This is a genomic window from Kitasatospora sp. NPDC058063 (assembly GCF_042885395.1).
GTDB classification, from domain to species: domain Bacteria; phylum Actinomycetota; class Actinomycetes; order Streptomycetales; family Streptomycetaceae; genus Kitasatospora; species Kitasatospora lactacystinica.
On sequence record NZ_JBHVSD010000007.1, the window covers coordinates 98,041 to 122,575 of the forward strand.

Annotated in this window: 21 protein-coding genes and 1 tRNA gene; 15 read left to right on the forward strand and 7 right to left on the reverse strand. The window is 73.5% G+C overall.

Annotated elements, in window-relative coordinates:
* Window positions 1-92 precede the first annotated feature (92 nt).
* The 3 genes from ACFVUY_RS14010 to ACFVUY_RS14020 all read left to right on the forward strand — a co-directional run bounded on the left by ACFVUY_RS14010 (window position 93) and on the right by ACFVUY_RS14020 (window position 3,685).
* Complete coding sequence (locus ACFVUY_RS14010) at window positions 93-1,496, forward strand: dipeptidase (protein WP_387694926.1); 1,404 nt, start codon at window positions 93-95, stop codon at window positions 1,494-1,496.
* A gap of 70 nt (window positions 1,497-1,566) precedes the next feature.
* Entirely contained in the window at window positions 1,567-2,508 is a 942-nt protein-coding gene (nudC, locus tag ACFVUY_RS14015; protein WP_359915374.1) for an NAD(+) diphosphatase, read from the forward strand.
* A gap of 337 nt (window positions 2,509-2,845) precedes the next feature.
* A complete protein-coding gene (locus ACFVUY_RS14020; RefSeq protein ID WP_359915373.1) occupies window positions 2,846-3,685 on the forward strand; it encodes a GntR family transcriptional regulator in 840 nt (279 codons plus the stop codon).
* A gap of 41 nt (window positions 3,686-3,726) precedes the next feature.
* On the opposite strand, the gene ACFVUY_RS14025 is transcribed toward ACFVUY_RS14020, so the two are convergent.
* Window positions 3,727-3,984, reverse strand: a complete 258-nt coding sequence (locus tag ACFVUY_RS14025) for a mycoredoxin (RefSeq protein WP_030058313.1) — start codon at window positions 3,982-3,984, stop codon at window positions 3,727-3,729.
* A gap of 164 nt (window positions 3,985-4,148) precedes the next feature.
* Between ACFVUY_RS14025 and ACFVUY_RS14030 the strand changes: the two genes are divergently transcribed.
* The 4 genes from ACFVUY_RS14030 to ACFVUY_RS14045 all read left to right on the forward strand — a co-directional run bounded on the left by ACFVUY_RS14030 (window position 4,149) and on the right by ACFVUY_RS14045 (window position 8,079).
* The gene (locus tag ACFVUY_RS14030) at window positions 4,149-6,416 is read left to right on the forward strand and encodes an ATP-dependent DNA helicase UvrD2 (protein ID WP_387694927.1); all 2,268 of its coding nucleotides are present in this window, start codon (window positions 4,149-4,151) and stop codon (window positions 6,414-6,416) included.
* A 270-nt stretch (window positions 6,417-6,686) separates the two neighbouring features.
* Window positions 6,687-7,145 carry a hypothetical protein gene (locus tag ACFVUY_RS14035; protein WP_380358901.1) on the forward strand — a complete coding sequence of 153 codons (459 nt, stop codon included), beginning with the start codon at window positions 6,687-6,689 and terminating at the stop codon, window positions 7,143-7,145.
* Between the two features lie 170 nt (window positions 7,146-7,315).
* Window positions 7,316-7,684, forward strand: a complete 369-nt coding sequence (locus ACFVUY_RS14040; RefSeq protein WP_387694929.1) for a WhiB family transcriptional regulator — start codon at window positions 7,316-7,318, stop codon at window positions 7,682-7,684.
* On the forward strand, window positions 7,681-8,079 hold the full coding sequence (locus ACFVUY_RS14045) for a hypothetical protein (RefSeq protein WP_387694930.1): 399 nt from the start codon (window positions 7,681-7,683) through the stop codon (window positions 8,077-8,079). The genes ACFVUY_RS14040 and ACFVUY_RS14045 overlap by 4 nt, the downstream gene beginning before the upstream one ends.
* Before the next feature lie 120 nt (window positions 8,080-8,199).
* Here ACFVUY_RS14045 and ACFVUY_RS14050 read toward each other — a convergent pair whose 3' ends face one another.
* Complete coding sequence (locus ACFVUY_RS14050) at window positions 8,200-9,582, reverse strand: ABC1 kinase family protein (RefSeq protein WP_387729841.1); 1,383 nt, start codon at window positions 9,580-9,582, stop codon at window positions 8,200-8,202.
* Window positions 9,583-9,809: 227 nt separating this feature from the next.
* Window positions 9,810-10,898 carry a ThiF family adenylyltransferase gene (locus tag ACFVUY_RS14055; RefSeq protein ID WP_387694932.1) on the reverse strand — a complete coding sequence of 363 codons (1,089 nt, stop codon included), beginning with the start codon at window positions 10,896-10,898 and terminating at the stop codon, window positions 9,810-9,812.
* Window positions 10,899-11,153: 255 nt separating this feature from the next.
* Here ACFVUY_RS14055 and ACFVUY_RS14060 point away from each other — a divergent pair, with 255 nt between their 5' ends.
* Entirely contained in the window at window positions 11,154-11,891 is a 738-nt protein-coding gene (locus ACFVUY_RS14060; protein WP_387729844.1) for a M48 family metallopeptidase, read from the forward strand.
* A gap of 120 nt (window positions 11,892-12,011) precedes the next feature.
* Here ACFVUY_RS14060 and ACFVUY_RS14065 read toward each other — a convergent pair whose 3' ends face one another.
* On the reverse strand, window positions 12,012-12,614 hold the full coding sequence (locus ACFVUY_RS14065; protein WP_387694934.1) for an NUDIX hydrolase: 603 nt from the start codon (window positions 12,612-12,614) through the stop codon (window positions 12,012-12,014).
* Window positions 12,611-14,131 (reverse strand): zinc-dependent metalloprotease, encoded by a 1,521-nt coding sequence (locus ACFVUY_RS14070; RefSeq protein WP_387729847.1) that lies wholly within the window; start codon window positions 14,129-14,131, stop codon window positions 12,611-12,613. The genes ACFVUY_RS14065 and ACFVUY_RS14070 overlap by 4 nt, the downstream gene beginning before the upstream one ends.
* A 199-nt stretch (window positions 14,132-14,330) precedes the next feature.
* Here ACFVUY_RS14070 and ACFVUY_RS14075 point away from each other — a divergent pair, with 199 nt between their 5' ends.
* The 4 genes from ACFVUY_RS14075 (at window position 14,331) to ACFVUY_RS14090 (ending at window position 17,614) form a co-directional block, all read left to right on the forward strand.
* Window positions 14,331-15,479, forward strand: coding sequence for an NAD-dependent epimerase/dehydratase family protein (locus ACFVUY_RS14075; RefSeq protein ID WP_387694936.1), 1,149 nt, complete (start codon window positions 14,331-14,333; stop codon window positions 15,477-15,479).
* Between the two features lie 138 nt (window positions 15,480-15,617).
* Window positions 15,618-16,058: a molybdenum cofactor biosynthesis protein MoaE gene (locus ACFVUY_RS14080; protein ID WP_359908397.1), complete on the forward strand. Its 441-nt coding sequence runs from the start codon at window positions 15,618-15,620 to the stop codon at window positions 16,056-16,058.
* Between the two features lie 212 nt (window positions 16,059-16,270).
* Entirely contained in the window at window positions 16,271-16,462 is a 192-nt protein-coding gene (locus tag ACFVUY_RS14085; protein ID WP_387694938.1) for a hypothetical protein, read from the forward strand.
* 42 nt (window positions 16,463-16,504) lie between these two features.
* A complete protein-coding gene (locus ACFVUY_RS14090) occupies window positions 16,505-17,614 on the forward strand; it encodes a PDZ domain-containing protein (protein WP_359908403.1) in 1,110 nt (369 codons plus the stop codon).
* Window positions 17,615-17,676: 62 nt separating this feature from the next.
* Here the strand turns inward: ACFVUY_RS14090 and ACFVUY_RS14095 are convergent, their stop codons facing one another.
* Window positions 17,677-18,249: a PPA1309 family protein gene (locus ACFVUY_RS14095; RefSeq protein ID WP_359908408.1), complete on the reverse strand. Its 573-nt coding sequence runs from the start codon at window positions 18,247-18,249 to the stop codon at window positions 17,677-17,679.
* A gap of 275 nt (window positions 18,250-18,524) precedes the next feature.
* Between ACFVUY_RS14095 and ACFVUY_RS14100 the strand changes: the two genes are divergently transcribed.
* From ACFVUY_RS14100 to ACFVUY_RS14110, 3 genes are all read left to right on the forward strand, one after another.
* Window positions 18,525-21,482 carry a UPF0182 family protein gene (locus ACFVUY_RS14100; protein ID WP_387694939.1) on the forward strand — a complete coding sequence of 986 codons (2,958 nt, stop codon included), beginning with the start codon at window positions 18,525-18,527 and terminating at the stop codon, window positions 21,480-21,482.
* Window positions 21,483-21,546: 64 nt separating this feature from the next.
* Window positions 21,547-21,620 (forward strand) — tRNA-Met (locus tag ACFVUY_RS14105).
* A 378-nt stretch (window positions 21,621-21,998) separates the two neighbouring features.
* Window positions 21,999-23,975 (forward strand): tetratricopeptide repeat protein, encoded by a 1,977-nt coding sequence (locus ACFVUY_RS14110; RefSeq protein ID WP_387694941.1) that lies wholly within the window; start codon window positions 21,999-22,001, stop codon window positions 23,973-23,975.
* A gap of 74 nt (window positions 23,976-24,049) precedes the next feature.
* Here the strand turns inward: ACFVUY_RS14110 and ACFVUY_RS14115 are convergent, their stop codons facing one another.
* Window positions 24,050-24,463: a Fur family transcriptional regulator gene (locus tag ACFVUY_RS14115; RefSeq protein WP_380354946.1), complete on the reverse strand. Its 414-nt coding sequence runs from the start codon at window positions 24,461-24,463 to the stop codon at window positions 24,050-24,052.
* Window positions 24,464-24,535: the final 72 nt, after the last annotated feature.

The window sequence follows — 24,535 nt, forward strand, 5'->3', positions numbered from 1 at the left end:
GCGGCGGGGGTGACGGAGGTTACAGCCCCGACGGCGCCCGGCAGCCGGACGGCCGGGGCGGGCACCCGCACGGGCGAACTACAGTCGTCGGTATGACGAGAACCCCGGACAGCGCCGTCCGCTCCTACATCGACCGGCACCAGGCCGCCTTCCTCGCCGACCTCGCCGAGTGGCTGGCCATCCCCTCGGTCTCGGCCGATCCGGACCGGGCCGGCGACGTGCGGCGCTCGGCCGAGTGGCTGGCCGCCAAGCTCGGCGAGACCGGCTTCCCGGTGACCGAGGTGTGGGAGACCGAAGGCCTGCCCGCGGTGTTCGCCGAGTGGCCCTCCGGGGACCCGTCCGCGCCGACCGTCCTGGTCTACGGGCACCACGACGTGCAGCCCGCGGCCCGGGAGGACGGCTGGGAGACCGAGCCGTTCACCCCGACCGTGGTCGACGGCCGGCTGTACGCGCGCGGCGCCGCCGACGACAAGGGCCAGGTGTTCTTCCACACCCTGGGCGTGCGCGCCCACCTGGCCGCCACCGGCCGCACCGCGCCGGCCGTCAACCTCAAGCTGCTGATCGAGGGCGAGGAGGAGTCCGGCTCGCCGAACTTCGCCGAGCTGGTCCGGCGCGAGGCCGGGCGGCTGGCCGCCGACGTGGTGGTCATCTCGGACACCGGCATGTGGTCCGCGACCACGCCGACCGTCTGCACCGGCATGCGCGGCCTGGCCGACGCCCAGATCGACCTGTACGGGCCGGACACCGACATCCACTCCGGCTCCTTCGGCGGCGCCGTCCCCAACCCGGCCCAGGTCGCGGCGGAGCTGGCCGCCGGCCTGCACGACGCCGACCGCAAGGTCGCGATCCCGGGCTTCTACGACGGCGTCGTCGAACTGACCGGGACCGAGCGCGAGCTGTTCGCCGAGCTGCCCTTCGACGAGGAGCAGTGGCTGCGGGTCGCCAAGTCGTACGGCACCCGCGGCGAGGCCGGCTACTCCACCCTGGAGCGGATCTGGGCCCGCCCGACCGCCGAGGTCAACGGCATCTGGGGCGGCTACACCGGCCCCGGCGGCAAGACCATCGTCCCCGCCTCGGCGCACCTCAAGCTGTCCTTCCGGCTGGTCGCCGGACAGGAGGTGGAGAAGGTCCGCGAGGCGGTGCGGGCCTGGGTGGCCGAGCGGGTGCCCGCGGGCGTCCGGTACGACCTGGTCTTCCCCGGCGCGACCCGGCCCTGCCTGACCCCGCTGGACCACCCGGCGCTCCAGTCCACCGTCCGGGCGATGGGGCGGGCCTTCGGCCAGAAGATCCTCTTCACCCGCGAGGGCGGCTCCGGCCCTGCCGCCGACCTCCAGGACGTGCTGGGCGCGCCGGTGCTGTTCCTCGGCATCTCGGTGCCCTCGGACGGCTGGCACTCGGTCAACGAGAAGGTCGAGCTGGACCTGCTGGCCAAGGGCGTGGAGACCGCCGCGTACCTCTGGGGCGACCTGGCCGAGAACTTCCGGCCGGGGGCATGACCCCGGGTTCGAGCACCATGGCAGCCAGATCACTCATCCGGATGATTCACCACGTGGGGATGGAACAGACGTGAGCACCGTGCCTGAGACCGAGCGCCCGCTGCACCTGGCACTGGCCCGGTCCGGGGTGGACCGGGCGGCCGAGCACCGCCTCGACGAGCCCTGGCTGGCGGCGGCCTGGAGCCACCCGAGCACCCGGGTCCTGCCGATCGCCGGCGGCGAGGCGTTCGTGGTCGACACCGCGCAGGGCACCGAGCTCGTGCTGATGCCCTCCTTCGAGGCGCCGCAGACCGGCGACCGGTACTTCCTGGGCACCGACGAGGACGGCGTCTCGTACTTCGCGCTGGCGGGCGAGAGCCTGCCCGGGCGCCTGGACGGCGACGCCCGCCCGGCCGGGCTGCGCGAGGTCGGCGGGCTGCTGTCCGACCGGGACGCCGGGCTGCTGGTGCACGCGGTGGCGCTGGAGCACTGGCACCGGCTGCACAGCTTCTGCTCGCGCTGCGGGCACCCGACCGAGAAGGCCGGCGCCGGGCACGTGCGGCGCTGCACCTCCTGCGCGGCCGAGCACTACCCGCGCACCGACCCGGCGGTGATCATGGTGATCACCGACGAGCAGGACCGCTGCCTGCTCGGCCGCCAGGCGCTGTGGCCGGAGGGCCGCTGGTCCACGCTGGCCGGCTTCGTCGAGCCGGGGGAGTCGATCGAGCAGGCGGTGGCCCGCGAGGTGCAGGAGGAGGCGGGCGTGCGGGTCGGCGAGGTGCGCTACGTCGCCAGCCAGCCCTGGCCGTTCCCGTCCAGCCTGATGCTCGGCTTCCTGGGCCGGGCGCTGCCCGGCGGCACCGAGATCACCGTGGACGGCGAGGAGCTGGCCGAGGCGCGCTGGTTCTCCCGCGAGGAGCTGCGGGCCGGCATGGAGGCGGGCGAGATCCTGCCGCCGTCCGGCATCTCGATCGCCCGGCACCTGGTCGAGCTCTGGTACGGGGAGCCGCTGCCCTCGGCGGCGCGCTGGTAGCCCTGGGGTAAAGCGGTCCACCCGAGGCGATCCGCCCGAAGCGGTCCGTACGAAGCGGTCCGTGCGAAGCGGTCCGTGCGAAGCGGTCCGTACGAAGTGGTCGGCCCGAAAGCGGCCCGCCCGAATGGTGCCCGGAGCAAGGGGGCGCGTGGAGAATTTCGCGCGCCCCCCTTTTACTCCGCAATCCCTTCCCGAATTTGCCACGACCAGCTGTTCGTATCCGGACGGGCCAGTTCTGCTACCGGGAGGGGCTCGCAGGTCTCCGAAGTCAACCCGCGCGGACGATATTGCCGGAAACGGCTGAAACCGGCTCGCCGTGCTCGCTACATTCACGAGGGTGACAATCCCCCGGGGCACCGCCCAATCCCCCAAATACCAGCGCCTCGCCGCCGACCTGCGCCGCCGGATCGCCGAGGGCGAGTTCACCGCCGACGCGGCCCTGCCGGTCGAGAGCGAACTGGAGCGCCAGTACGGCGTCGCCCGCAACACCGTCCGGCTCGCCGTCGACGTCCTGGTCAACGAGGGCCGCCTGGTCCGCCTCCAGGGCAAGGGCACCTACCTGCGCGAACACCCCGTCCTGGACCACCGCGCCTACGGGCCCGGCCTGACCCCCGCGCCGCGCGACTGCCTCGCCGCGCCCTCCGCCGTCTACCTCGGCGAGGCCGCCGAGGCCGGACGGGAGCTCGGCACCGACTTCGAGATGATGATCGTCCGGGCCCGGGTGGACATCGCCGAACGGCTCGGACTGCGCCCCGGCGAGGCCATCGTGGTCCGCCGCCAGCTGCGGCTGCTCGACCGCGAGCCGTACTCCATCGAGGAGAGCCACTACCGGGCCGGCCTCGCCGCCGGCACCCCGCTGATGGAGCCCGACCCCGTCGAGGGCGGCGACGAGGCGGTGCTCGCCACCCTCGGACGTACCGAGATCGGCGCCGTGGACCACCTGGTCGCGCGGATGCCCGGCCCCGAGGAGGCCCAGTGGTTCCAGGGCGGCCCCGGGGTGCCGCTGATGGTGCAGACCCGCGTCACCTACGACCGGCGTGGGCCCGTCCGGGTCATCGAGACCCGCTACTCGGCCGACCGCAGCCGGCTCGTCTACGGCGTCGGCGACCTCGGCGCCCGCACCACCCTGCCCGCCCCCGCCGCGCCCGTCGACCCGGCCCGGGCCGACGCGCCGTGACGCGCGCCGGCCCCCGGCGGCCCGGGCCGGACCCGGCGGCCTCAGGCCGCCAGGGCCTTCTTGACCTGCAGCAGGCTCGGGTTCGTCATGACGACCCGCTCGCCGCCGCCGGCCGGCGTCACCAGCACCGTCGGAACGGTCTGGTTGCCGTTGTTCACCGACTCGACGAAGGACGCCGACGCCGGGTCCTCCTCGATGTTGATCTCGGTGTAGCCGATGCCTTCGCGCTCCAGCTGGCTCTTGAGTCGGTTGCAGTACCCACACCAGGTCGTGCTGTACATCGTCACGGTGCCGGACATCGAGGGGGCTCCTTCGAAAGAGAGGTGCGTACGGTCTCCGGAGGCAACGTCCACCGGGCGGCGGGCATTCCGGTACGCCGTCGACCGTCGTACGGAGCGATCATCCTGCGATCGCACCGGGCCTGTGGACAACCCCCTCCGCGATGTCCCACCGGGCTGAGAGGATGGAAAGCATGCAGGAAGACCTCTTGAGCGGCAGCCCGTACGACGGCCCCCACGGCTCCCCCTGGGGCGACCCCGGCGCCGCGACGGGCCCGGACGCCGTGCTCGCCGGGCTCGACCCCGAGCAGCGCGCCGTCGCCACCGCCCTGCAGGGCCCGGTCTGCGTCCTGGCCGGCGCCGGCACCGGCAAGACCCGCGCCATCACCCACCGGATCGCCTACGGCGTGAGCAGCGGCGTCTACCACCCCCAGCAGATCCTCGCCGTGACCTTCACCGCCCGCGCGGCCGGCGAGATGCGCGGCCGGCTGCGCCAGCTCGGCGCCGAGGGCGTCCAGGCCCGCACCTTCCACGCCGCCGCGCTGCGCCAGCTCCAGTACTTCTGGCCGCGCGCCGTCGGCGGCCCCGTTCCCCAGCTCCTGGAACGCAAGGTCCAGCTGGTGGCCGAGGCGGCCGGCCGCTGCGGCCTGCGCGTCCAGCGCACCGAACTGCGCGACCTCACCGCCGAGATCGAATGGGCCAAGGTCACCCAGATCGCCCCCGAGGACTACCCGGTGGCCGTCGCCAAGTCCGGCCGCGAGGCCCCCCGCGACCCGGCCGAGACCGCCCAGGTCTACCGCGTCTACGAGGAGGCCAAGAGCCGCCGCGGCAGCATGGACTTCGAGGACGTCCTGCTGCTCACCGCCGCGATCCTGGAGGACCGCCCGGACATCGCCGACCAGGTCCGCTCCCAGTACCGGCACTTCACCGTCGACGAGTACCAGGACGTCTCCCCGCTCCAGCAGCGCCTGCTCGACCAGTGGACCGGCCCGGACGGCGGCGCCAGCCTCTGCGTCGTCGGCGACGCCAGCCAGACCATCTACTCCTTCACCGGCGCCACGCCCGACTACCTGCTCAACTTCCGCAACCGGCACCCCGGGGCGACGGTGGTCAAGCTGGTCCGCGACTACCGGTCCACCCCCCAGGTCGTCCACCTCGCCAACGGGCTGCTCTCCCAGGCCCGCGGCGAGGCCGCCCGGCACCGCCTGGAACTCGTCTCCCAGCGCGAGGCCGGCCCCGAACCGGTCTACACCGAGTACGAGGACGAGCCCACCGAGGCCGAGACCACCGCCCGCCGGATCAAGGAGCTGCTCGCCGCCGGCGTGCGCGCCAGCGAGATCGCGGTGCTGTTCCGCACCAACGGCCAGTCCGAGGTCTACGAGCAGGCCCTCGCCGACCTCAACGTCCCCTACCAGCTCAAGGGTGCGGAACGGTTCTTCGAACGCCCCGAGGTCCGGGACGCCGGCGTGCTGCTGCGCGGCGCCGCCCGGGCCGCCTCCGACCCGCTCACCGACGACGCCCCCGACCTGGCCGGCCAGGTCCGCGCGGTGCTGGCCACCCGCGGCTTCACCGCCGAGCCCCCGGCCGGCTCCGGCGCCGTCCGGGACCGCTGGGAGTCGCTGGCCGCCCTCGTCCGGCTGGCCGAGGAGTTCGAGCGCACCCGCACCGAGGCCGGCCAGGGCACCGACCTCTCGGCCTACGTCGCCGAGCTGGACGCCCGCGCCGCGGCCCAGCACGCCCCGGCCGTCGAGGGCGTCACGCTCGCCTCGCTGCACGCCGCCAAGGGCCTCGAATGGGACGCCGTCTTCCTGGTCGGCCTCACCGAGGGCACCATGCCGATCATCTACGCCAAGACCGACGAGCAGGTCGAGGAGGAGCGCCGGCTCCTCTACGTCGGCGTCACCCGCGCCCGCAAGCACCTCAGCCTCTCCTGGGCGCTCTCCCGCTCCCCGGGCGGCCGGGCGAGCCGCAAGCCCAGCCGCTTCCTGGACGGGTTGCGCCCCGGCTCCACCGCTCCTGGCGCGCGCACCGGCGCGCGCGGCGGGCGAGGGGGCGTCGAGCCCGGCGAGCGCTCCGCCGCGCGGCGGGTCCGCGGACCGGTCAAGTGCCGGGTCTGCGACAAGGTGCTCACCGAGGCCGTCGAGCGCAAGCTGCGCCGCTGCGAGAGCTGCCCGTCCACGATGGACGAGGGGCTGTACGAGCGGCTGCGCGAGTGGCGGGCCCGGCAGGCGAAGAAGCAGGGCGCGCCGGCCTACGTGGTGTTCACCGACGCCACGCTGATGGCGATCGCCGAGGACGTGCCCGCCGGCCGCGGGGAGCTGGCCGCCATCTCCGGGGTCGGCGCCCTGAAGCTGGACAAGTACGGGGCGGCCGTGCTCTCGTTGTGTGCGGGGGAGGAGCCCGAGGAGGACCCGGACGACGTCGAGGACGGCGGTTCGGACGATCCGGCCTGAGCCGGTCCGGGCGTGGTCCAGGAGGCCGCTTCGAGGGTTTCGGAACCCGTTGTGTGACGTGCCGAAGAACTCGCGTGAAAAATAGTTTGCGCCGCGTACCGGGAGCGCAATAGCCTGCCGGAGCGGTCAAGGGGACGCGGTCGCACGGGGTGAAACCTGTGCTGATGCCCCTCGCCCGAGAGCTTCACCACAGCTTTACCGAGACAGACATCCGAACATTCGGAGCCAGGGAAACCAGGCTCCGCGAGACGCCGAGAGGAGGCGAAGACAGTGGGAAACATCATGATCACCAAAATGACTGGCCAGACCGTTGTCGCTGCCTCCCTGCGTGCCGCCCGCCTGCGGGCGCTCGCCGAGCTCGGTGGAACCGGTCTGGGTCTCGACACCACCGGTGTCTCCGTCGCCCCCGTTGTCAGTGGTCCTGGACACACTGATCTGTGCCTCACGGGCAGCAGGAGCGTCGACGGCACCACTGTCGAGACCGGTCTGTCCCGGGGCTGGGCCTCGTTCGGCACGCCGTGCTCCCTGCGCGACGAGCGACCGACCCAGGCACCGAAGGCGGCCGTAGCCGCCGCCATGCATGGCGGCTATGCGCAGGTCATCGGTGCCGAAAATGCCCAGAAGCAGAACGAGCAGCAGATTAACCAGGCCATGGCCGCCTTTACCGGCGCCGAGGCCGTCCGGATGTGGGCCTTCCGCGGCCCTGAACCCTGGAGAGAACGAACCTGAGCCAGCCTCAGGTCGGCACCTCCAGGGCCGCGGAACCCGTCACACCGGGATCCGCGGCCCTTCTGTTTTGTCCGGTACGCAAGACCACCCAGGCCCTCCGGGGCCTCCGGCCCAGCACCACCAGTCACCTGGGCCGGAACCACTGAGAAAAGACGAGGAAGACGCCCACAGTGTCCACGGTCATCACACCGCCCACCCCGTCCGTACCGCCGACAAGCCAGATCACCCAGGCCGACCAGGCCGACCCCCCGGAGGTTCTTTCCATGCAGCTCAGCTCGATCGAGCAGGCCGAGTCCCTCGGTCTCCCCATCCCCTGCCGCGCCTTCGACCCCGAGGTCTTCTTCGCCGAGACGCCGGCCGACGTCGAGTACGCGAAGTCCCTCTGCGGTACCTGCCCGGTGAAGGAGGCCTGCCTGACCGGCGCTCTGGAGCGGCGTGAGCCGTGGGGCGTCTGGGGCGGCGAGCTGTTCGTCCAGGGCGTCGTCGTGGCCCGCAAGCGTCCCCGTGGCCGTCCGCGCAAGACCGAGGTCATGGCGTGAACCCCGCCCACGGCGCCAGGGTCGTCCGCCGGGGAGAGCAGCCCCCGCTGGACAGCGCCCTCCGCCGATCCGTGCGGATCGCCGCCGCCAAGGCCGACGCCGCAGCCCGCATCCCGTTCCCGAGCAAGCACCACGAGCAGGACCACCACATGAACCCCGCCGCCGTCGATCCCACCGCCCGCGCCGAGCAGGCCACCGAACGTCAGACCCAGAACAGGATCCTCGAAATGCAACTCCTCCACGAATCCCTGGCCCGTGCCCATATGCAAGACAGGCTGCACGAGGCCGAGAACCAACGGCTCGTCAACCGGGTCGACCGGGCCCGCAGGCTCAGGCAGCGGGCCGAGCGGGCCTCGATGCGGGCCCGCAAGGCGCTCGCCGTCGCACTGATGTAGGGCCTTCGGCCCGGGGCCGTCCTCGACGGGCCCCTCCCGGACTCCGGTCCACCCCCGTCGTGCCGCAGGCCGCTCCCCGTCGTCGGGGAGCGGCCTGCGGCCGTTGTCGCGGTGCCCGGGTCAGTCCTCGCGGACCCGGGCGGGCTCGGCGGGCTCCGCCGGCCCCGCCGACGGGTGCCCGGCGAACTCGGGCAGCCACGCCAGCATCTCGGCGCGGAACGGCGCCTTGGCGCCCAGCTGGCAGAGCACCCCGATGGTGCTCAGCGTCACCCGGTGGATGAGCAGGTACGCGGGCGGCAGGTTCAGCTGCTTGCCCAGGTTGTAGGCGGGCGAGCGCGGATCGGCGATCCGGGCCGCCTGGGAGCGCATCCAGGTCCGGGTGAAGTGGAAGTTCTCCACCGCGGCCGGCTCGATGATCGGCAGCAGGTAGTCCAGCACCGCGTCCGGATCCAGCCGGATCGAGGGCTTCACGAAGCCCTCCTCGCGCAGCATCCGGAGCACCCCGGCCGCGTCCCCGGCCAACGCCATCCGCAGCGAGGCCCCGATCGGCGCGGGCAGCCCGCCGGGCAGCCGGTCCACGGTGCCGAAGTCCAGCACGCCCAGCCGCCAGCCCGACACCGGGCCGTCGTCCTTCAGCAGCCGGAAGTTGCCCGGGTGCGGGTCCGCGTGCAGCAGCCCCGTCCGGGACGGGCCCGCGAACAGGAACCGGGCCAGCAGCTGCCCGGCGCGGTCGCGCTCCTCCTGGGTGCCGCCCGCGATCACCTCGGCCAGCGGGGTGCCGCCCATCCACTCGGTGACCAGCACCTGGTCGGCCTGGGCCACCACGCCCGGCACCACGATGTCCGGGTCGTCCGTGAACTCCTCGGCGTGCCGGCGCTGGGCCTGCGCCTCCAGCTCGTAGTCCAGCTCCTCCGAGACGCGCTCGCGCAGCTCGGTGATCAGCGGCTTGATGTCCAGCCCGGGGATCAGCGGCCCCAGCAGCCAGGCCACCCGGCTCAGCTGCGAGAGGTCCGCGAGCAGGGCGTCGCCCGCGCCCGGGTACTGCACCTTGACGGCGACCGTGCGGCCGTCGTGCCAGACCGCCTTGTGCACCTGGCCGATCGAGGCGGCGGCCGAGGGCCGGTCGTCGAACTCCCGGAACAGCTCGCGCCAGGAGTCGCCGAGCCGCTGGGCGAGCGCGGTGTGCACCTTGGCGGCGGGCATCGGGGGAGCGGCGTCCTGGAGCTTGGTGAGCGCCGCCCGGTACGGCCCGGCCACCTCCTCCGGCAGCGCGGCCTCGAAGACGGACAGCACCTGCCCGAACTTCATCGCCCCGCCCTTGAGTTCGCCGAGGACCTTGAACAGCTGGTCCGCGGTGGCCTGTTGGAGCTCGGCGGTGACGACCTCGGCGGAGCGGCCGCCGATCCGCTTGCCCAGGCCGAGCGTGGCGCGGCCGGCTATCCCCAGCGGCAGGGCGGCGAGCCGTGCCGTGCGGGTCATTGCCTTGCGCGGAAGATCGCTCACCCCGGGCCTCCATTCCCCGGCCCCCCGGTTCCGGGCGGCCGACCATCTCTACGCCATTGTGCCCGCTCCCTGCTGCGTGCCCCTCGGAATTCCGTGGGGCGGGGCCGGGAGTGCCCTCGCTTTGCGGGGAGTTGGGTGGCTTGGTCCGGTGGGGGCCGGTGGTTCCGCGCCGGAAGTCGGCTCGGTCGACGTCCCGCGCGGGGCCGGACGGCTTCCTCCGGGGCTCCTCACCCCGGCGGCAGCGGCTGCCACAGGCAGCCGCAGTCGGGGTGCCCGCGCAGCCGCAGGCGCCTCGGCATGCCGTCCCCGGCCGAGACCTCGCACCAGCCGTCCACGCTCGGCGGCCGGCCGCCGTCCAGGAACACCTGGACGTGCAGCGCCGCCAGCCCGGCGACCGCCGTCGCCAGCGCCGTGTCGCAGGCCGGGGTCCGGGCCCGTCCGGGGCCTCCGTCGGCGAGTTGGGCCAGGACCCGGGGCCAGGCGGCGTCCTCGTCCTCCCGGCGCAGCACCAGGCAGTGCCCGCAGGCGGACACCCCGGGGATCACCAGCGGTCCGACGACGCCGAACTCCTCGACCACGCCCACGTAGAGGTGCGGCACCCCGGCCCGCAGCAGCAGTCGGGCCTCGTACGTCCCGCCGGCGAAGGCGGCGCTGCCGTCCCGCGGCGCGAGGACCACGAAGTCCGGTGGCGGCTCCCCGGTGCGGCGCCGGGGCAGGGGCGCCGGCGGCCGGCCGGTGGCCCGCTGCACCGCCTCCCGGGCCGCCGTCGAGCGCAGCCGTCCGACGTCCCCTGGCGGCAGGCCGGCGGGGGAGCAGTCCTCCGGTTTCACCCGGCCGCGGTCCGCGACCGTGACCGTGCCGGTGCCGCCCGCCGCGAGCACCGCCGCCACGGCGGTGCCGACCCGGCCCGCGCCGCGCACCTCGATCCGCGCGTCGGCCCGGCGGCCGAGGACCGCCGGTGCGGCGCCCGGCCCGGAGTGGACCAGGGAGAGCGAGGCGAGGTCGGGACCGAGCAGGTCCCGCTGCTGCGGGGGGAAGCGGGCCAGGGCGCGGCGGTCGGCCTCCGCGTCGTCCAGCAGGCCGGTCTCCTCCAGGCCGGTGAGCAGGGTGTCGGCCGGTTCGCGGCCGAGCCCGATGCGTTCGCCCTCGGTCAGGAGCTCCGGTCGCTCCCGTGTCCCGTCGAGCAGCGCGAGGAAGTCGCAGAGGGTCTTGTCGGCGTTGCCGAGCACCCCGGCGAAGCGGGTGACGGTGCCGAACTGCAGGGTCTGCGGGTCCCGCCAGCTGCGGGACAGCGCGGGTTTGAGGGCGAGGCGCACGACGATCTCCCTTCCGATCGTTTCCGGACGGCCGACCGCAGCTTGCCCCATCGCGCCGACGTCGTGCGGAAGGTTGTCCACAGGGCCGTGCGCATGATCGCACCATCCGTTCGCGCGCCCTGTGGATAACCGGCCATCCCCTCCGGCGTCGGTTTCCGGACACCCGCCGTCGACTTTTCGTTCCCGATCACTCCATGAAAGATTCCGGCCACGGCAGCGGACTTCTGTCCGTGGTACCGGGTAACGTCGTGTGCCATGGCAGCCGAGCGGGACTCCCATCCACCGGCGTCGCGTCGGCGTGCCCGCGCAGCGTCCGGGTCGCAGGTCGCGGCGCCGAACACACGCGGGCGCCCCGACCAGCGGCAGCAGCCGAGGCCGGCTCCACCGCAGCCGCCGCCCTCCGGCGCGGCGGCCCCCGAGGCGCACGACCGCGGCCGGGTCGAGGTGCGCCGCAGCGCCCGCCGCAGCCGTACGGTCTCCGCCTACCGCGAGGGCGACCGCACCGTGGTGCTGATCCCGGCCCGGATGTCGCACGCCGAGGAGCAGCGCTGGGTCGCGCAGATGCTGGAGAAGCTCGCCGCCCAGGAGTCCCGGCGGATCCCCGGTGACGAGGCCCTGATGACCCGGGCCCGCGAGCTGTCGGGCGCCTACCTGGACGGTCGCGCCCGGCCCAGCCAGGTCCGCTGGGTCACCAACCAGAATTCCCGCTGGGGCTCCTGCACCCCCAGCGAGGGGACGATCCGCCTCTCCCACCGGCTCCAGGGCATGCCGGAGTACGTGCTGGACTACGTGCTGCTGCACGAGCTGGCGCACCTGCTGGTGCCGGACCACGGCCCGGCGTTCTGGGCCCTGCTGGAGTCCTACCCGCGGACCGAGCGGGCCCGCGGCTACCTGGAGGGCGTGGTCTCCGCCGCCCGGCTGCCGCACATCCCCGGCGCGCGGCACGCGGCCCCGGATCCGTCCGGGCCGGACCCGGACTCCTCCTGCGGCTGAGGCCGCGGCGGTGCGGGCGGGGAGGGCGCGCGCCCGGCCGGAGCCCGGTCGGTCCGACCGGAGGAACGACGGAAGGGGGCGCGGGCCAATAGGCTCCGCGCCCCCTTCCGATGTCGCACCTCAGCCGGTCAGCTGCCGTGCCCGGGCCACCAGGTCGCGCACCGAGTGGTCGGTGAGCTCCGGCAGCCGGTCGTAGTCGAACCAGCGCAGGTCCAGCGACTCCTCGCTGATCAGCGCCTGCGCGCCGGCCGGGGCCAGCGCGATGTACTGGACGTCCAGGTGGGTGTTCTCCGGCCGGTCCTTGCCGGTGCAGCGGACCAGGTGCCGGTCCAGCTTGGCCGGCACCGGGGCGCCGTCGCGCTCCAGCAGCACCAGGTCGGGGATGCCGGACTCCTCGACGGCCTCGCGCAGCGCGGCCGAGGCGAGGTCGCGGTCGCCGGGCTCGCAGTGCCCGCCCATCTGGAGCCACATGCCGACCTTGGGGTGCAGGGTGAGCAGCACCCGCCCGGCCGCCGGGTCGACGACCGCCGCGCTCGCGGTGATGTGCGCGGGCAGGCAGGAGCGGTACAGGCCCTCGGGCTGTTCGGCCAGGTGCTCCAGGTAGTCCAGCCGCAGCTGCTCCTGGTCCTCGTCGGTGGGCCGCCACCCGGTCAGCGCGCGGACGGCGTCCGCGTGCAGTCCGGTGGCGGGCGTCCCGGTGGCGGGCGTCTCGGTCGCCGTCATGCGGTGGGCTCGCCCTTTCCGTCGGTGCCGTCCTCGTCGGTCCCCGGCCGCTCGTCCTTCTTGGTGAGGTCGGGCTTGCCGGCCGCGGCGTCGCCGAGCAGCTTGTCGAAGGCGTCGAAGTCGATGCCGCCCTCCAGGTCGTCGGCGGAGCCCCGGTGCACGAAGGCGTCCGGGTCGTCCAGGTCGGCGGCGGTGGGCAGCATGTCCGGGTGCTCCCAGAGCGCGTCGCGGCCCTCGATGCCGCGGGCGTCGGCGAGCAGCGCCCAGAGCCGGGAGGCGTCGCGCAGCCGGCGCGGACGCAGCTCCAGGCCGACCAGGGTGGCGAAGGTCTGCTCGGCGGGCCCGCCGGCCGCGCGGCGGCGGCGGACGGTCTCGCGCAGCGCGCCGGCCTGCGGCAGGTGCGGCTCGGCGGCGGCGTGCACGACGGCGTCGACCCAGCCCTCGACCAGCGCGAGCGCGGTCTCCAGGCGGGCGAGCGCGGCCTTCTGCTCCGGGGTGTCCTCGGGCTGGAGCAGGCCGCCGGCCAGCGCCTCCTGCAGCGCCTCCGGGTTGCTCGGGTCGAGCTGGCCGACCAGCTCCTCCATCCGGGAGGTGTCGACCTTGATGCCGCGCGCGTAGGCCTCGACGGCGCCCAGCAGGTGGGCCCGCAGCCACGGCACGTGGGCGAAGAGCCGCTGATGGGCGGCCTCGCGCAGGGCGAGGTAGAGCCGGACCTCGTCGGCGGGCACGCTCAGGCCCTCGCCGAACTCGGCGACGTTCTGCGGCAGCAGCGCGGCCTTGCCGGCCGGGGCGAGCGGCAGGCCGACGTCGGAGGAGCCGACCACCTCGCCGGCGAGCGCGCCGAGCGCCTGGCCGATCTGGGTGCCGAACATGGCGCCGCCCATCGAGCGCATCACGCCCATCAGCGGGCCGGCCATGGCCTGCATCTCCTCGGGCAGCACGCCGCCCATGGCGTTGCCGACCCGCTCGGCGACCGGGTCCACCAGGTCCTTCCAGACCGGGAGGGTGGCCTCGATCCACTCGGCGCGGCTCCAGGCGACGGCGGTGCCGGCCCCGGAGGGGAACTCGGTGGAGCCGTCGAGCCACAGGTCGGCCAGGCGGACGGCCTCGGCGACGGCGGAGCGCTCGGCCGCGCTGACCGAGCGGTCCTTGCTCTTGCCCTCGGCGGGCTCGGCGACCACGGTCTGGCGGGCGATGTTCGTGGCGAGGTCCCAGTTCACCGGGCCGCCCTCGAACGAGAGCATCTGGCCGAGCTGCTGGAAGGCGGCGCCGAGGTCACCCGGGTTCATGCCGCCGAACATCGCGGCGAAGGGGTTGTCGGCTCCGGCACCGCCCGGGGCGCCGGGCATGCCGAACATCGCGCCGAAGGGGTTGCCGCCGCCGAAGCCGAACGGCTGCGGACCGCTGCCGGACTGCTCCGGGTCCTTCTTCTCGTTCTTCTGCGCGTCGTCGGGCTTGGCCTTGCCGTCCTCGGGCTCCTCGGGCGGAACGCCGAATCCGAAGGGAAGGTCGCTCACGGGGTCCTCGATCCGGTCGGCCGTCATGCGGGTGTGGCGGAAAAGTCTGCGCCCGGGGCGGCGGCGGAGTGGGGGACTCGGGGGCGGCTCCCACGCGGCAGGCCCGCGCCGGGTGCACCGCCGGGCCTTCGCCTCGGGCAGGATGGACGTACGTGACACACGTCCGTACGCACATAAAGCTAACCGTGGAGGATGGCCGGTGAGTTCCCCGCCCTCGGACGTTCGCTCTGGGCTGACCGGAGGAGAGGACGCGTCGGACACCACGGCGTCGCCGTCTCCAGCCTACGGCGGACGGCCGCTGACCGTGGCGGTCACCGGCGCCGCGGGGGTGCTGGGCGAGCGGGTCGCCGCCCGGCTGGTGGCCTCCCCGCACGTCCGGAAGGTCCTCGCCGTGGACGACCGGCGAGGGGAGGTGCCGGGCGTGCAGTGGCGGGTGCTCGACGTCCGCGACCCGGCGGTGGCCGAGCGGCTGGCCGGGGTCGACGTGGTGGTGCACCTGGCGATGGACTTCGGCATGGAGTCCGACGCCCGGGCCCGCAGCGCCTACAACGTGCGCGGCGCCCAGACGGTGCTGACCGCGGCCGCGGCCGCCGGCGTCCACCGGGTGGTGCTGTGCACCTCGGCGATGGTCTACGGCGCGCTGGCCGACAACGAGGTGCCGCTGGCGGAGGACTCCGAGCTGCGGGCCACCGAGGAGGCCTCGCTGGTCGGGGACCTGCTGGAGATCGAGCGGCTGGCCCGCCGGGCGCCGCGCGCCCACCCGGGCCTCCAGGTGACGGTGCTGCGCCCGGCCGTGGTGGTGGGCCCCGGCGTGGACACCGTGCTGACCCGGCACTTCGAGGCACCCCGGCTGCTGGTGGTGGCGGGCTCCCGCCCGTGCTGGCAGTTCTGCCACGTGGACGACCTGGCGGCGGCGCTGGAGTACGCGGTGCTGGGCCTGGTCGAGGGCGAGGTGACGGTCGGCTGCGACGGCTGGCTGGAGCAGGAGGACGTGGAGCGGCTGTCCGGGATCCGGCGGATGGAGCTGCCGGCCTCGCTGGCGCTCGGTACGGCGGCGCGGCTGCACCGGCTCGGTCTGACCCCGGCCCCGGCCGGGGACCTGGCGTACACGATGTACCCGTGGGTGGTGTCCGGGAGCCGGCTGCACGAGGCGGGCTGGCGTCCGGCGCACACCAACGAGCAGGTGCTGGCCGAGCTGCTGGAGCAGGTGTCCGGCAAGCACGCGGTGGCCGGTCGCCGGCTGGGCGGCAAGGAGGCGGCGACCAGTCTGGGGGCGGCCGGGGCGACGGTGGCGCTGGTGGGTACGGCGGCGCTGGTCCGCCGGGCCCGTAAGCGGCGGCGGTTCTGACCGGTCGGCCGGTTTCGTCCTGCCGTAAACGGGGGGGGCGGGCGCTTGGCGGCGCACGCTTCTCACGATGCGAAATTCCGGCGTCGTGATGCGGAAAGTACTTGCCCCGTCCCGTCCCGGATGGGGAATCATGGGGGCATGTCCGAGAACCACGACCCCATCCGCCTGCTCGCCATCCGCGACACCCCGCTCTCGCTGGACGAGGTGTACGAGGCGGTCGGCGACGACGCGGCCGGCGGCACCACCGTCTTCGTCGGGACGGTCCGGGACCACGACGGCGGCAAGTCGGTCTCCGCGCTGGAGTACAGCTGCCACCCCACCGCCGAGCAGGAGATGCGCCGGATCGCCGAGAAGGTGGCCGCCGACTTCCCGGTCCGGGCGCTCGCCGCGGTCCACCGGGTGGGCCGGCTGGAGATCACGGACAAGGCCGTGATCGTCGCCGTCTCCTGCGCCCACCGCGGCGAGGCCTTCGCGGCCGCCCGTCGGCTGATCGACGACCTCAAGCACGAGGTGCCGATCTGGAAGCACCAGGTCTTCTCCGACGGCGGGGAGGAGTGGGTCGGCGCCGGCGGCTGCTGAGAGCGGGACCGGTGCGACGGAACCGATCGGCACACTTCGTGCGTCGGTCGGGTCAGGCGCGCCGAGGTCTCACTCCAACGGGTCCGTGACGGCGCTCCGAATACTCCCTGGAAGTGAGCCGATCGGCCGTCCCGTGACCCGGATGGCGCCGGCCGCGTTGTCCGCCGGAGTGGTTAATCTGCTCATAGACACGACGAGCTGGGAGTACTGACATGGGTGCGCTCGCCTGGTTGATCATTCCGGTGGTCGCGGTCCTGATCGCCGCCCTCTGGGCGGTGTGGGCCCAGCGGGCGCCGCGGGCCACCGGGGACCCGGCCTCACTGGCCGAGCACCGGCGTTTCATGGCCGCCATGGAGCGCACCACCGCGGGCGCGGCCGCCCCCGGCGAGGGCTCCGGCAGGTAGCCCGGCGGGCGCCGCTTCGGGCGCGTCCCGTACTGTCGTGGCATGCCACGCCGCTCCGCGACGATGCTCGCTGCCACCCTGCTGCTCATAGCGCTGCTCTGCGTCTCGGTGCTGATGAAGGTGCCGTACACGGAGATGAGCCCGGGGCCGACGTACAACACGCTCGGCAACCAGGGCGGCAAGCCGGTGATCAGCATCAGCGGGCACGACTCGTACCCGACGAGCGGTCACCTCAACATGACCACCGTCCAGGTCACCGGGGCCAAGTACGAGCCCAGCCTGGTCAACGCGGTGGTCGGCTGGCTGCGGGACGACGTGCTGGTGGTGCCGCACGACAACGTCTACCCCAAGGGGCAGTCGGACGCGGAGGCCAAGAAGCAGAACGCCGAGGAGTTCGCCTCCTCCGAGGACAGCGCGCGTACCGCGGCGCTCAAGCAGCTGGGCATCCCGGTGGGCAGCGAGTTCATCGTGAAGTCGGTCACCGCGGGCGCCCCGGCCGAGGGCAGGCTGCACGCGGGCGACCAGATCGTGGCGGTGGACGGCACGCCGGTCGGCTCGGTCGAGCAGGTGGTCGCGGCCGTCACCAAGCACAAGCCGGGCGAGTCGGTGGTCTTCACCGTCGTGCCGCGGGTCAAGGACGCGAACGGCGCCGCCACGCAGGGCGGGAAGACCGACGTCACCGTCCCGACCGTCCGGGCCAAGGACCTCGACCCGAACGCCTCCGCCGAGCGGGCGGAGCTCGCGGTGGTGGGCATCGGCACCGGGATGCGGCACACCTATCCGTTCCAGATCGACATCGGCCTGCAGGACGTGGGCGGTCCGAGCGCCGGCCTGATGTTCTCGCTCGGCATCATCGACAAGCTCACCCCCGGCGGCGACCTCACCGGCGGCAAGTTCGTGGCCGGCACCGGGACCATCGACGACGACGGCAAGGTCGGCCCGATCGGCGGCATCTCGATGAAGCTGATCGCCGCCCGGGACGCCGGGGCCGAGTACTTCTTCACCCCGTCCTCGAACTGCGCCGAGGCGACCAAGAACGTGCCGTCCGGGCTGACCCTGATCAAGGCGGACACGCTGGACGGCGCGCTGAAGTCGCTGGAGCAGGTCCGCTCCGGGCAGACCTCCGCGCTGCCGTCCTGCTCCGCCGGCTGACAGGCCCGGCCGACCGCCCGGCAGGCGCCGGGCGGCCGCCGGGAGAGCCGGCGGGGAAGGCGTCAGGCGAAGGTCGCCAGCAGTGCCTCGGTCAGGCCCGGCACGAGGTCGGGGCCGGTCAGCACCTCGCGGGCGACGTCCTTGGAACGCAGCCGCAGGGCGATCTCCTTCTTGCCGCCGCGCAGCACCGCGGCGGTGATCCGCACCTCCTCGCGCTTGGGGTGGTTGGCCACCCACTCGGCGAGCTGGGCGTCGCTGGCGCCCCGCGGGCGGGACTGCTCGGCGCCCGGGGGCAGCATCATGCGCTCGACGACCAGGGCGCAGCCGGCCACCGAGTCGGGCCAGGCGATGGTGCCGAGGAACTTGTCGAGCTCCATGCCGGCCGGCAGCTCGTCCTGCTCGATCGGGGTCAGGCCGGCCTCGTCGCCCTCGGCGAGGCCGAGCTGCTTGGCGATCTTCGGGTTGGCCTTGCGCAGGGCGGCGCTGTCCACCAGGGCGAACAGCCGGGCCGGGAGGTCCCAGCCGAGGGTGGATGCGTACTCGTCGATCTCCAGCGCGGCCCGGGTCAGCGGGGTGGCGGCCGGGAGCTTGGAGACGTCGTCGGGGGAGTTGTTCAGATCAGACGCGTCGGACATGACTCAATCCTCACACGCCGGGCGGGGCCCGCTCGCCGGGCGGTCCGCCGCGGGAGCCGTCGGCGGGGGCGCCGCGACGACCGCCGCGACGACCGCCGCGACGACCACCCGCGGGACCGCCCGGAGGACCGCGGGAGCCGCGGCCGGGACGGCCGGGGGCGGACCGGCGTCGTAACCGTCTGCTAACGGTGGGAACTCGACCAAAGCCTGGTTAAGTTTCTCTGACGACCGACCCATTCAGACGACACAGCCGAGGTGCCACCGTGGTCTTCCAGATGCCCGAACGCTCAGAGCCGGGTTTCCGGCGCAGGGTAGGCCCGCCCTCCCGGCGAGCGCGGGTGGCCCTGCTGACCCTGGGCGTGCTCGCGGTGCTGTTCCTGCTGTTCGTCATGTTCGCGGGCTTCTGGACGGACTGGCTGTGGTTCAAGTCGGTCCACTTCTCCTCGGTGTTCACCACCCAGCTGTGGACGAAGATCGGCCTGTTCGCGGTGTTCGGGCTGCTGATGGCGGTGATCGTCGGCTTCAACATCTGGCTGGCGCACCGGCTGCGGCCGCCGCTGTCGGCGATGTCGGTGGAGCAGCAGAGCCTGGACCGCTACCGGGCCGGCCTGGCGCCGTTCAAGCGCTGGGCGCTGATCGGCATCTCGCTGGTGATCGGCCTGGTGGCCGGCGCCGCCGCCTCCGGGCAGTGGCGGACCTGGCTGATGTGGACGAACTCGACCTCCTTCGGTGAGAAGGACTCGCAGTTCGGCATGGACGTCTCGTTCTACGCCTTCGACCTGCCGTTCTACGAGTTCGTGCTGGGCTTCGCGTTCAGCGCGGTGATCGTCTCGCTGCTGACCTCGGCGCTGGTGCACTACCTGTACGGCGGGCTGCGGCTGCAGGGCCCGGGCCGCCGGGCGAGCGTGGGCGCGCAGGGGCACCTGGCGGTGCTGCTGGGCGTGTTCGTGCTGCTGAAGGCCGTCGCGTACTGGCTGGACCGGTACGCGCTGGCGGTGAAGACCGGCTCGTACAAGGGCGTCTCGGGCTGGACCGGCCTGCGCTACGTGGACGCCAACGCGTTCCTGCCGGCCAAGACCATCCTGTTCTTCGTCGCGATCATCTGCGCGGTGCTGTTCTTCCTGACCCCGATCCGCCGCACCTGGGCCCCGGCCCTGATCGGCCTGGGGCTGATGGTGCTGTCGGCGGTGCTGATCGGCGGGCTGTACCCGGCGATCGTGCAGCAGTTCCAGGTCAAGCCGAACGAGCAGGCCAAGGAGACGCCGTACATCCAGAAGAACATCGACGCCACCCGCCAGGCGTACGGCATCGCGGACGCGCAGACCACCCAGTACACCCCGCAGGGCACCACCAACGCCGAGGCGCTCAAGCCGGACGCGCAGACCGTCGCGGACATCCGGCTGCTGGACCCGAACGTGGTCTCGCCGACGTTCCAGTCGCTGGAGCAGCAGCGCAACTACTACGCCTTCCCGAACACGCTGGACGTGGACCGCTACGGCACCGGGCAGGGCAAGCAGGACAGCGTGATCGGCCTGCGCGAGCTCGACCTCAACGGCGTGCAGCGCAACTGGATCAACGACCACTTCAAGTACACCCACGGCTACGGCGCGGTGGCCGCCAAGGGCAACCAGGTCGACGACAAGGGCCAGCCGGTGTTCACCGAGTCGGGCCTGCCGGCCACCGGCACGCTGGGCGACTACCAGCAGCGGATCTACTACGGCGAGAAGACCACCACCTACTCGATCGTCGGCGGCGCCAACAAGGAGATCGACTACACCGATCCCAAGACCGGCCAGAACGCCGAGTACACCTACTCCGGCGGCAGCGGGGTCTCGCTGGACAACCCGCTGACCCGGGCCGCGTACGCGGTGCGCTTCAGCGAGCCGCAGATCCTCTACGCGGGGGCGATCACCGACGGCGCCAAGGTGATCTACAACCGGACGCCCAAGGAGCGGGTGGAGAAGGTCGCGCCGTGGCTGTCGATCGACGCCGACCCGTACCCGGTGGTGCAGGACGGCCGGGTGCTCTGGGTGCTGGACGGCTACACCACCTCGGACGGCTTCCCGTTCTCCTCGAAGACGACGCTGGGCGCCGCCACCAAGGACTCGCTGACCAACCAGCGCGGTGAGCTGCTGACCGTCGCCAACCAGGTCAACTACATCCGCAACTCGGTCAAGGCCACGGTGGACGCCTACACCGGCGAGGTGAAGCTCTACCAGTGGGACGACAAGGACCCGGTCCTGAAGACCTGGATGAAGGCCTTCCCCGGCACCGTCGAGCCCAAGGCGGACATCCCGCAGGGCCTGCTGCCGCACCTGCGCTACCCGCAGGACATGTTCAAGGTGCAGCGCGACCTGCTCGGCCAGTACCACGTCACCGACGCCAACTCCTTCTTCAACGGCAGTGACATCTGGCAGGTCCCGGTCGACCCGACCAGCGACACCAAGCAGGTCCAGCCGCCGTACTACGTGACGGTGCGGATGCCGGACACCAGCACCGCGAGCTTCTCGCTCACCAGCACCTTCGTGCCCAACCAGCGGCCCAACCTGGCGGCCTTCATGGCCGTCAACGCGGACCCGGGGGACGACTACGGGAAGATCCGCATCCTGAAGATGACGGGCGAGAGCGGCGCCCCCGGCCCCGGCCTGGTGCAGTCGAAGTTCAACTCCCGCCAGGAGGTGGCCAACCAGATCTTCGCGCTGAAGAGCGGTGGGGACGCCGAGCTGGAGTACGGCAACCTGCTGACCCTGCCGGTCGGCGGCGGACTGCTCAACATCGAGCCGGTGTACGTGCGCGGACGCGGCGCCAAGTACCCGACGATGCAGAAGGTCCTGGCGGTGTACGGGGACGACAACGTGGCGTTCGAGGACACCCTGGAGGCCGCGCTGAAGAAGGTGTTCGGCGGGACGCCCCCGTCGACCACCCCGACCGTGCCGGCCAACCCGGGCACCGGGACGACCCCGACCAACCCGACGACGCCCACCGCGCCGGCGCCGGGCGGGACGATCTCGCCGGAGCTCCAGAAGGCGCTCTCGGACGCGGGGAAGGCGTACAACGACAGCCAGACCGCGTTCAAGAACGGCGACTGGGTGGCCTACGGCAACGCCCAGAAGGCGCTCGGCGACGCGCTGAAGGCCGCCGAGGCGGCCCGCGGCGGCAGCCCGGCGCCCGCCCCGGGCGGCACTCCCGCCCCGGGTGCCACCGGCGGCGGATCGCCCAGCCCGCAGCCGTAGCCCGCTGAGCTGCGGCAACCGTTTTCCGTTCCACCCCGCGACCGTGCTATGGTTTAACCACCGACGCGGGGTGGAGCAGCTCGGTAGCTCGCTGGGCTCATAACCCAGAGGTCGCAGGTTCAAATCCTGTCCCCGCTACAAAGGCCAGAGGCCCGGAGGATTCTTCCTCCGGGCCTCTGGTGTTTCCCGCTCCGTTCCCGCTCCGTTCTCGCCCGGAAGCGGCGGGAACCGCTCCGGTAGTATCGACCGTCGCCAAGGACGACGGCAGCGGGGTTTGTGGGGTTGGAGTGTCGGGAAATCGACAAAGCGCCGAAGCAATTTCGTCGGCTTCGGGTCAGCCCCGCCGGAATTCGGCCGGGGCAGGTGTACGCGGGTACTGGGTGATGCGACGATGGGACACATGGGGGACGGTGCACGGCCGCTGACCGGCCGTCGGGTCCGGCGCCTCCCCCGGGAGTCCTCCCGGTCGCACGCCGGGGCACGATGCCGCGACACTCTGGGGGAGCGGGAGTCGGCATGAGGCTGATCGGCAAGTCAGGCGCCAAGTCCGCGGCGGCCGTCGAGGCGGACACCGACGCCTGGGCGGAGAGCCCCGAGAGCACCGCCGCCCACCCCGGAGCCCTGCCCGCCCAGCGCACCAGCGGACTGTCCGAGCGTTCCCCGGCCCCCGGCTACGGGCCCGACAGCCTGGTCCACGTGTCGACCCGTCAGTTCGCCGCCGCCGTCGGCGCGTACGGCGAGCAGCCCGGCGGGGAGCCGGCCGCCGGCGCCGCGCTCGACCCGGCCGGCCTCGACTCGACCAGCTTCGAGACCGCCCTCGCCGCCCGCGAGTCCGCCGCGCTGGAGGCCCGCCACCGGCAGGCCGCCGACGGCGGCGACCCGGACGCCGCCTGCCGGCTCGGCACCCTGCTGCTGCGCCGCGGCGAACTGGAGGACGCCGAGTCCTACCTGCGCGCCGCCGCGGCCGCCGGGGTGCGCGCCGCCGCCAACAACCTCGGCGTGCTGCTGCACCAGCAGGGCCACCGCGCCGAGGCCGGCCAGTGGTGGCGCCAGGCCGCCGTGGCCGGCAGCGCGCCGGCCGCGCACGCGCTCGGGCTGCAACTGCGCGACCAGGGCGAGGAGGAGGCCGCCGAGTACTGGCTGCACTTCGCCGCCGACCACGGCCACCCGCTGGGCGCGTACGCCCTGGGCGACCTGATGGAGCACCGGCGGGACGTGCGCGCCGAGCGCTGGTTCAAGGTCTCCGCCGACGCCGGGCACCGGGAGGCCTCCTACCGGCTGGCCCGGATGCGCGAGGCCGCCGGGGACAAGGAGACCGCCGAGACCTGGTACCGCACCGCCGCCGCCCGCAGCCACGCCCGCGCCGCGCTGCGCCTGGGTGTGCTGCTGGAGGAGCGCGCCCGCACCGACCAGTCACTGCTGGAGGAGGCGGCCCGCTGGTACCGGCAGGCCGCGCAGAACGGGGAGCCGCGCGCGGCCTGCGCGCTGGGCTTCCTGCTGCGCGACTCCGGGGACGTGGCGGCCGCCGCCGAGTGGTGGCAGGAGGCCGCCGAGGCCGGGGACGGCAACGCCGCCAACGCCCTGGGCGCGCTGCACGCGAGCCGCGGCGAGGCCGCCGCGGCCGAGCGCTGGTACCGCGCCGCACTCGACGCGGGCGACCAGAACGGCGCCTTCAACCTGGGCCTGCTCTGCGCCGGCACCGGCCGCGAGCAGCAGGCCGAGCAGTGGTACCGCCGGGCCGCGTACGCCGGGCACCGGGAGGCCTGCAACGCGCTGGCCGTGGTGCTGCTGCAGCGCGGCGACGAGTCCGGCGCCCAGCCCTGGTTCTCCAAGGCGGCCGAGGCCGGCAGCGTGGACGGCGCGTTCAACCTCGGGGTGCTGCACGCCGGGCGCGGCGAGCAGCAGCAGGCCCAGGAGTGGTACGCGCGCGCCGCGGCCGAGGGGCACGGCGAGGCGGCCCTGCAGCTCGCGGTCGTCCAGGAGCAGCGCGGCAACCTGGCCGGGGCGCTGCAGCGCTACCGGCAGGCGGCGGCCGGAGGCTCGGCCGAGGGCGCGTTCCGGCTGGCTTCGCTGCTGGACCGGCGCGGGGACGCGGACGCCGAGGCCGAGCACTGGTACGCGCTGGCCGCCGACGCCGGGCACCGCCGGGCGCAGGTGCGGATGGGCGTGCGGGCGGCCGAGCGCGGGGCGCTGGAGATCGCGGAGAGCTGGTACCGGCGGGCCGCCGAGGCGGGCAGCCGCAGCGCCGCGTTCAACCTGGGGCTGCTGCTGGCCCGGCAGGACAGCGAGGCCGAGGCGATGCTCTGGTACACCCGGGCCGCCGACGCCGGGCACGGCCGGGCGGCGCTGCGGCTGGCGCTGCTGGCACTGCGCCGCGGGGAGCCGATGCAGGCGGAGAACTGGTGCCGGCGGGCGATCGACTCCGGGCCGGCCGAGGTGGCCGAACGGGCCGGGCGGCTGCTGGGCGCGCTGAGCGCCGAGTTGAGCGCGTAGCCTCCCGATCCGAGCGGCCCCGATCCGCTTGTCCCGACGGTCGGTGCAACTCCCTGATCAGTGCAACTCCCTGATCAGGGGCGGCAGTTCGGGCACAGGCCGCGGTAGGTGACCTCGGCGGCGGTGACGGCGAAGCCGAAGCGCTCGGCGGCGGGGAGGGCGGCGAGCGGGTCGCCCTGCGGGTGGACGTCGCGGATCGCGCCGCAGCCCGAGCAGATCAGGTGCTGGTGGGCGCGGTGCGCGTTGGGGTCGTAGCGCTTGGCCCGGCCGTCGGTGGCGACCTCCAGGACCTCGCCGAGGGTGACGAGTTCGCCGAGCGTGTTGTAGACGGTGGCGCGGCTGATCTCCGGCAGCCGGGCCGCCGCGCGGGCGTGCACCTCGTCGGCGGTGAGGTGCACGTGGTCGCCGTCCAGGACCTCGGCCACGACCCGGCGTTGCGAGGTCAGCCGCCAGCCCCGTGCGCGCAGTCTCTCCAGCAGGTCGCTCATGCCATCCAGAGTAGGTCAAGCTCCGAGATTGGTTCCAGTATTGACTTGGACAAAGTCCAAGTTAGGATCGTG

Bases quoted from the DNA above. Each gene is read 5' to 3' on its own strand.
- ACFVUY_RS14090 (WP_359908403.1), top strand. From the start codon at position 16,505: ATGCCACGCCGCTCCGCGACGATGCTCGCTGCCACCCTGCTGCTCATA.
- ACFVUY_RS14095 (WP_359908408.1), bottom strand. From the start codon at position 18,249: ATGTCCGACGCGTCTGATCTGAACAACTCCCCCGACGACGTCTCCAAG.
- ACFVUY_RS14060 (WP_387729844.1), top strand. From the start codon at position 11,154: ATGGCAGCCGAGCGGGACTCCCATCCACCGGCGTCGCGTCGGCGTGCC.
- ACFVUY_RS14065 (WP_387694934.1), bottom strand. From the start codon at position 12,614: ATGACGGCGACCGAGACGCCCGCCACCGGGACGCCCGCCACCGGACTG.
- ACFVUY_RS14100 (WP_387694939.1), top strand. From the start codon at position 18,525: ATGCCCGAACGCTCAGAGCCGGGTTTCCGGCGCAGGGTAGGCCCGCCC.
- ACFVUY_RS14110 (WP_387694941.1), top strand. From the start codon at position 21,999: ATGAGGCTGATCGGCAAGTCAGGCGCCAAGTCCGCGGCGGCCGTCGAG.
- ACFVUY_RS14030 (WP_387694927.1), top strand. From the start codon at position 4,149: ATGGAAAGCATGCAGGAAGACCTCTTGAGCGGCAGCCCGTACGACGGC.
- ACFVUY_RS14010 (WP_387694926.1), top strand. From the start codon at position 93: ATGACGAGAACCCCGGACAGCGCCGTCCGCTCCTACATCGACCGGCAC.
- ACFVUY_RS14025 (WP_030058313.1), bottom strand. From the start codon at position 3,984: ATGTCCGGCACCGTGACGATGTACAGCACGACCTGGTGTGGGTACTGC.
- ACFVUY_RS14115 (WP_380354946.1), bottom strand. From the start codon at position 24,463: ATGAGCGACCTGCTGGAGAGACTGCGCGCACGGGGCTGGCGGCTGACC.
- ACFVUY_RS14085 (WP_387694938.1), top strand. From the start codon at position 16,271: ATGGGTGCGCTCGCCTGGTTGATCATTCCGGTGGTCGCGGTCCTGATC.
- ACFVUY_RS14080 (WP_359908397.1), top strand. From the start codon at position 15,618: ATGTCCGAGAACCACGACCCCATCCGCCTGCTCGCCATCCGCGACACC.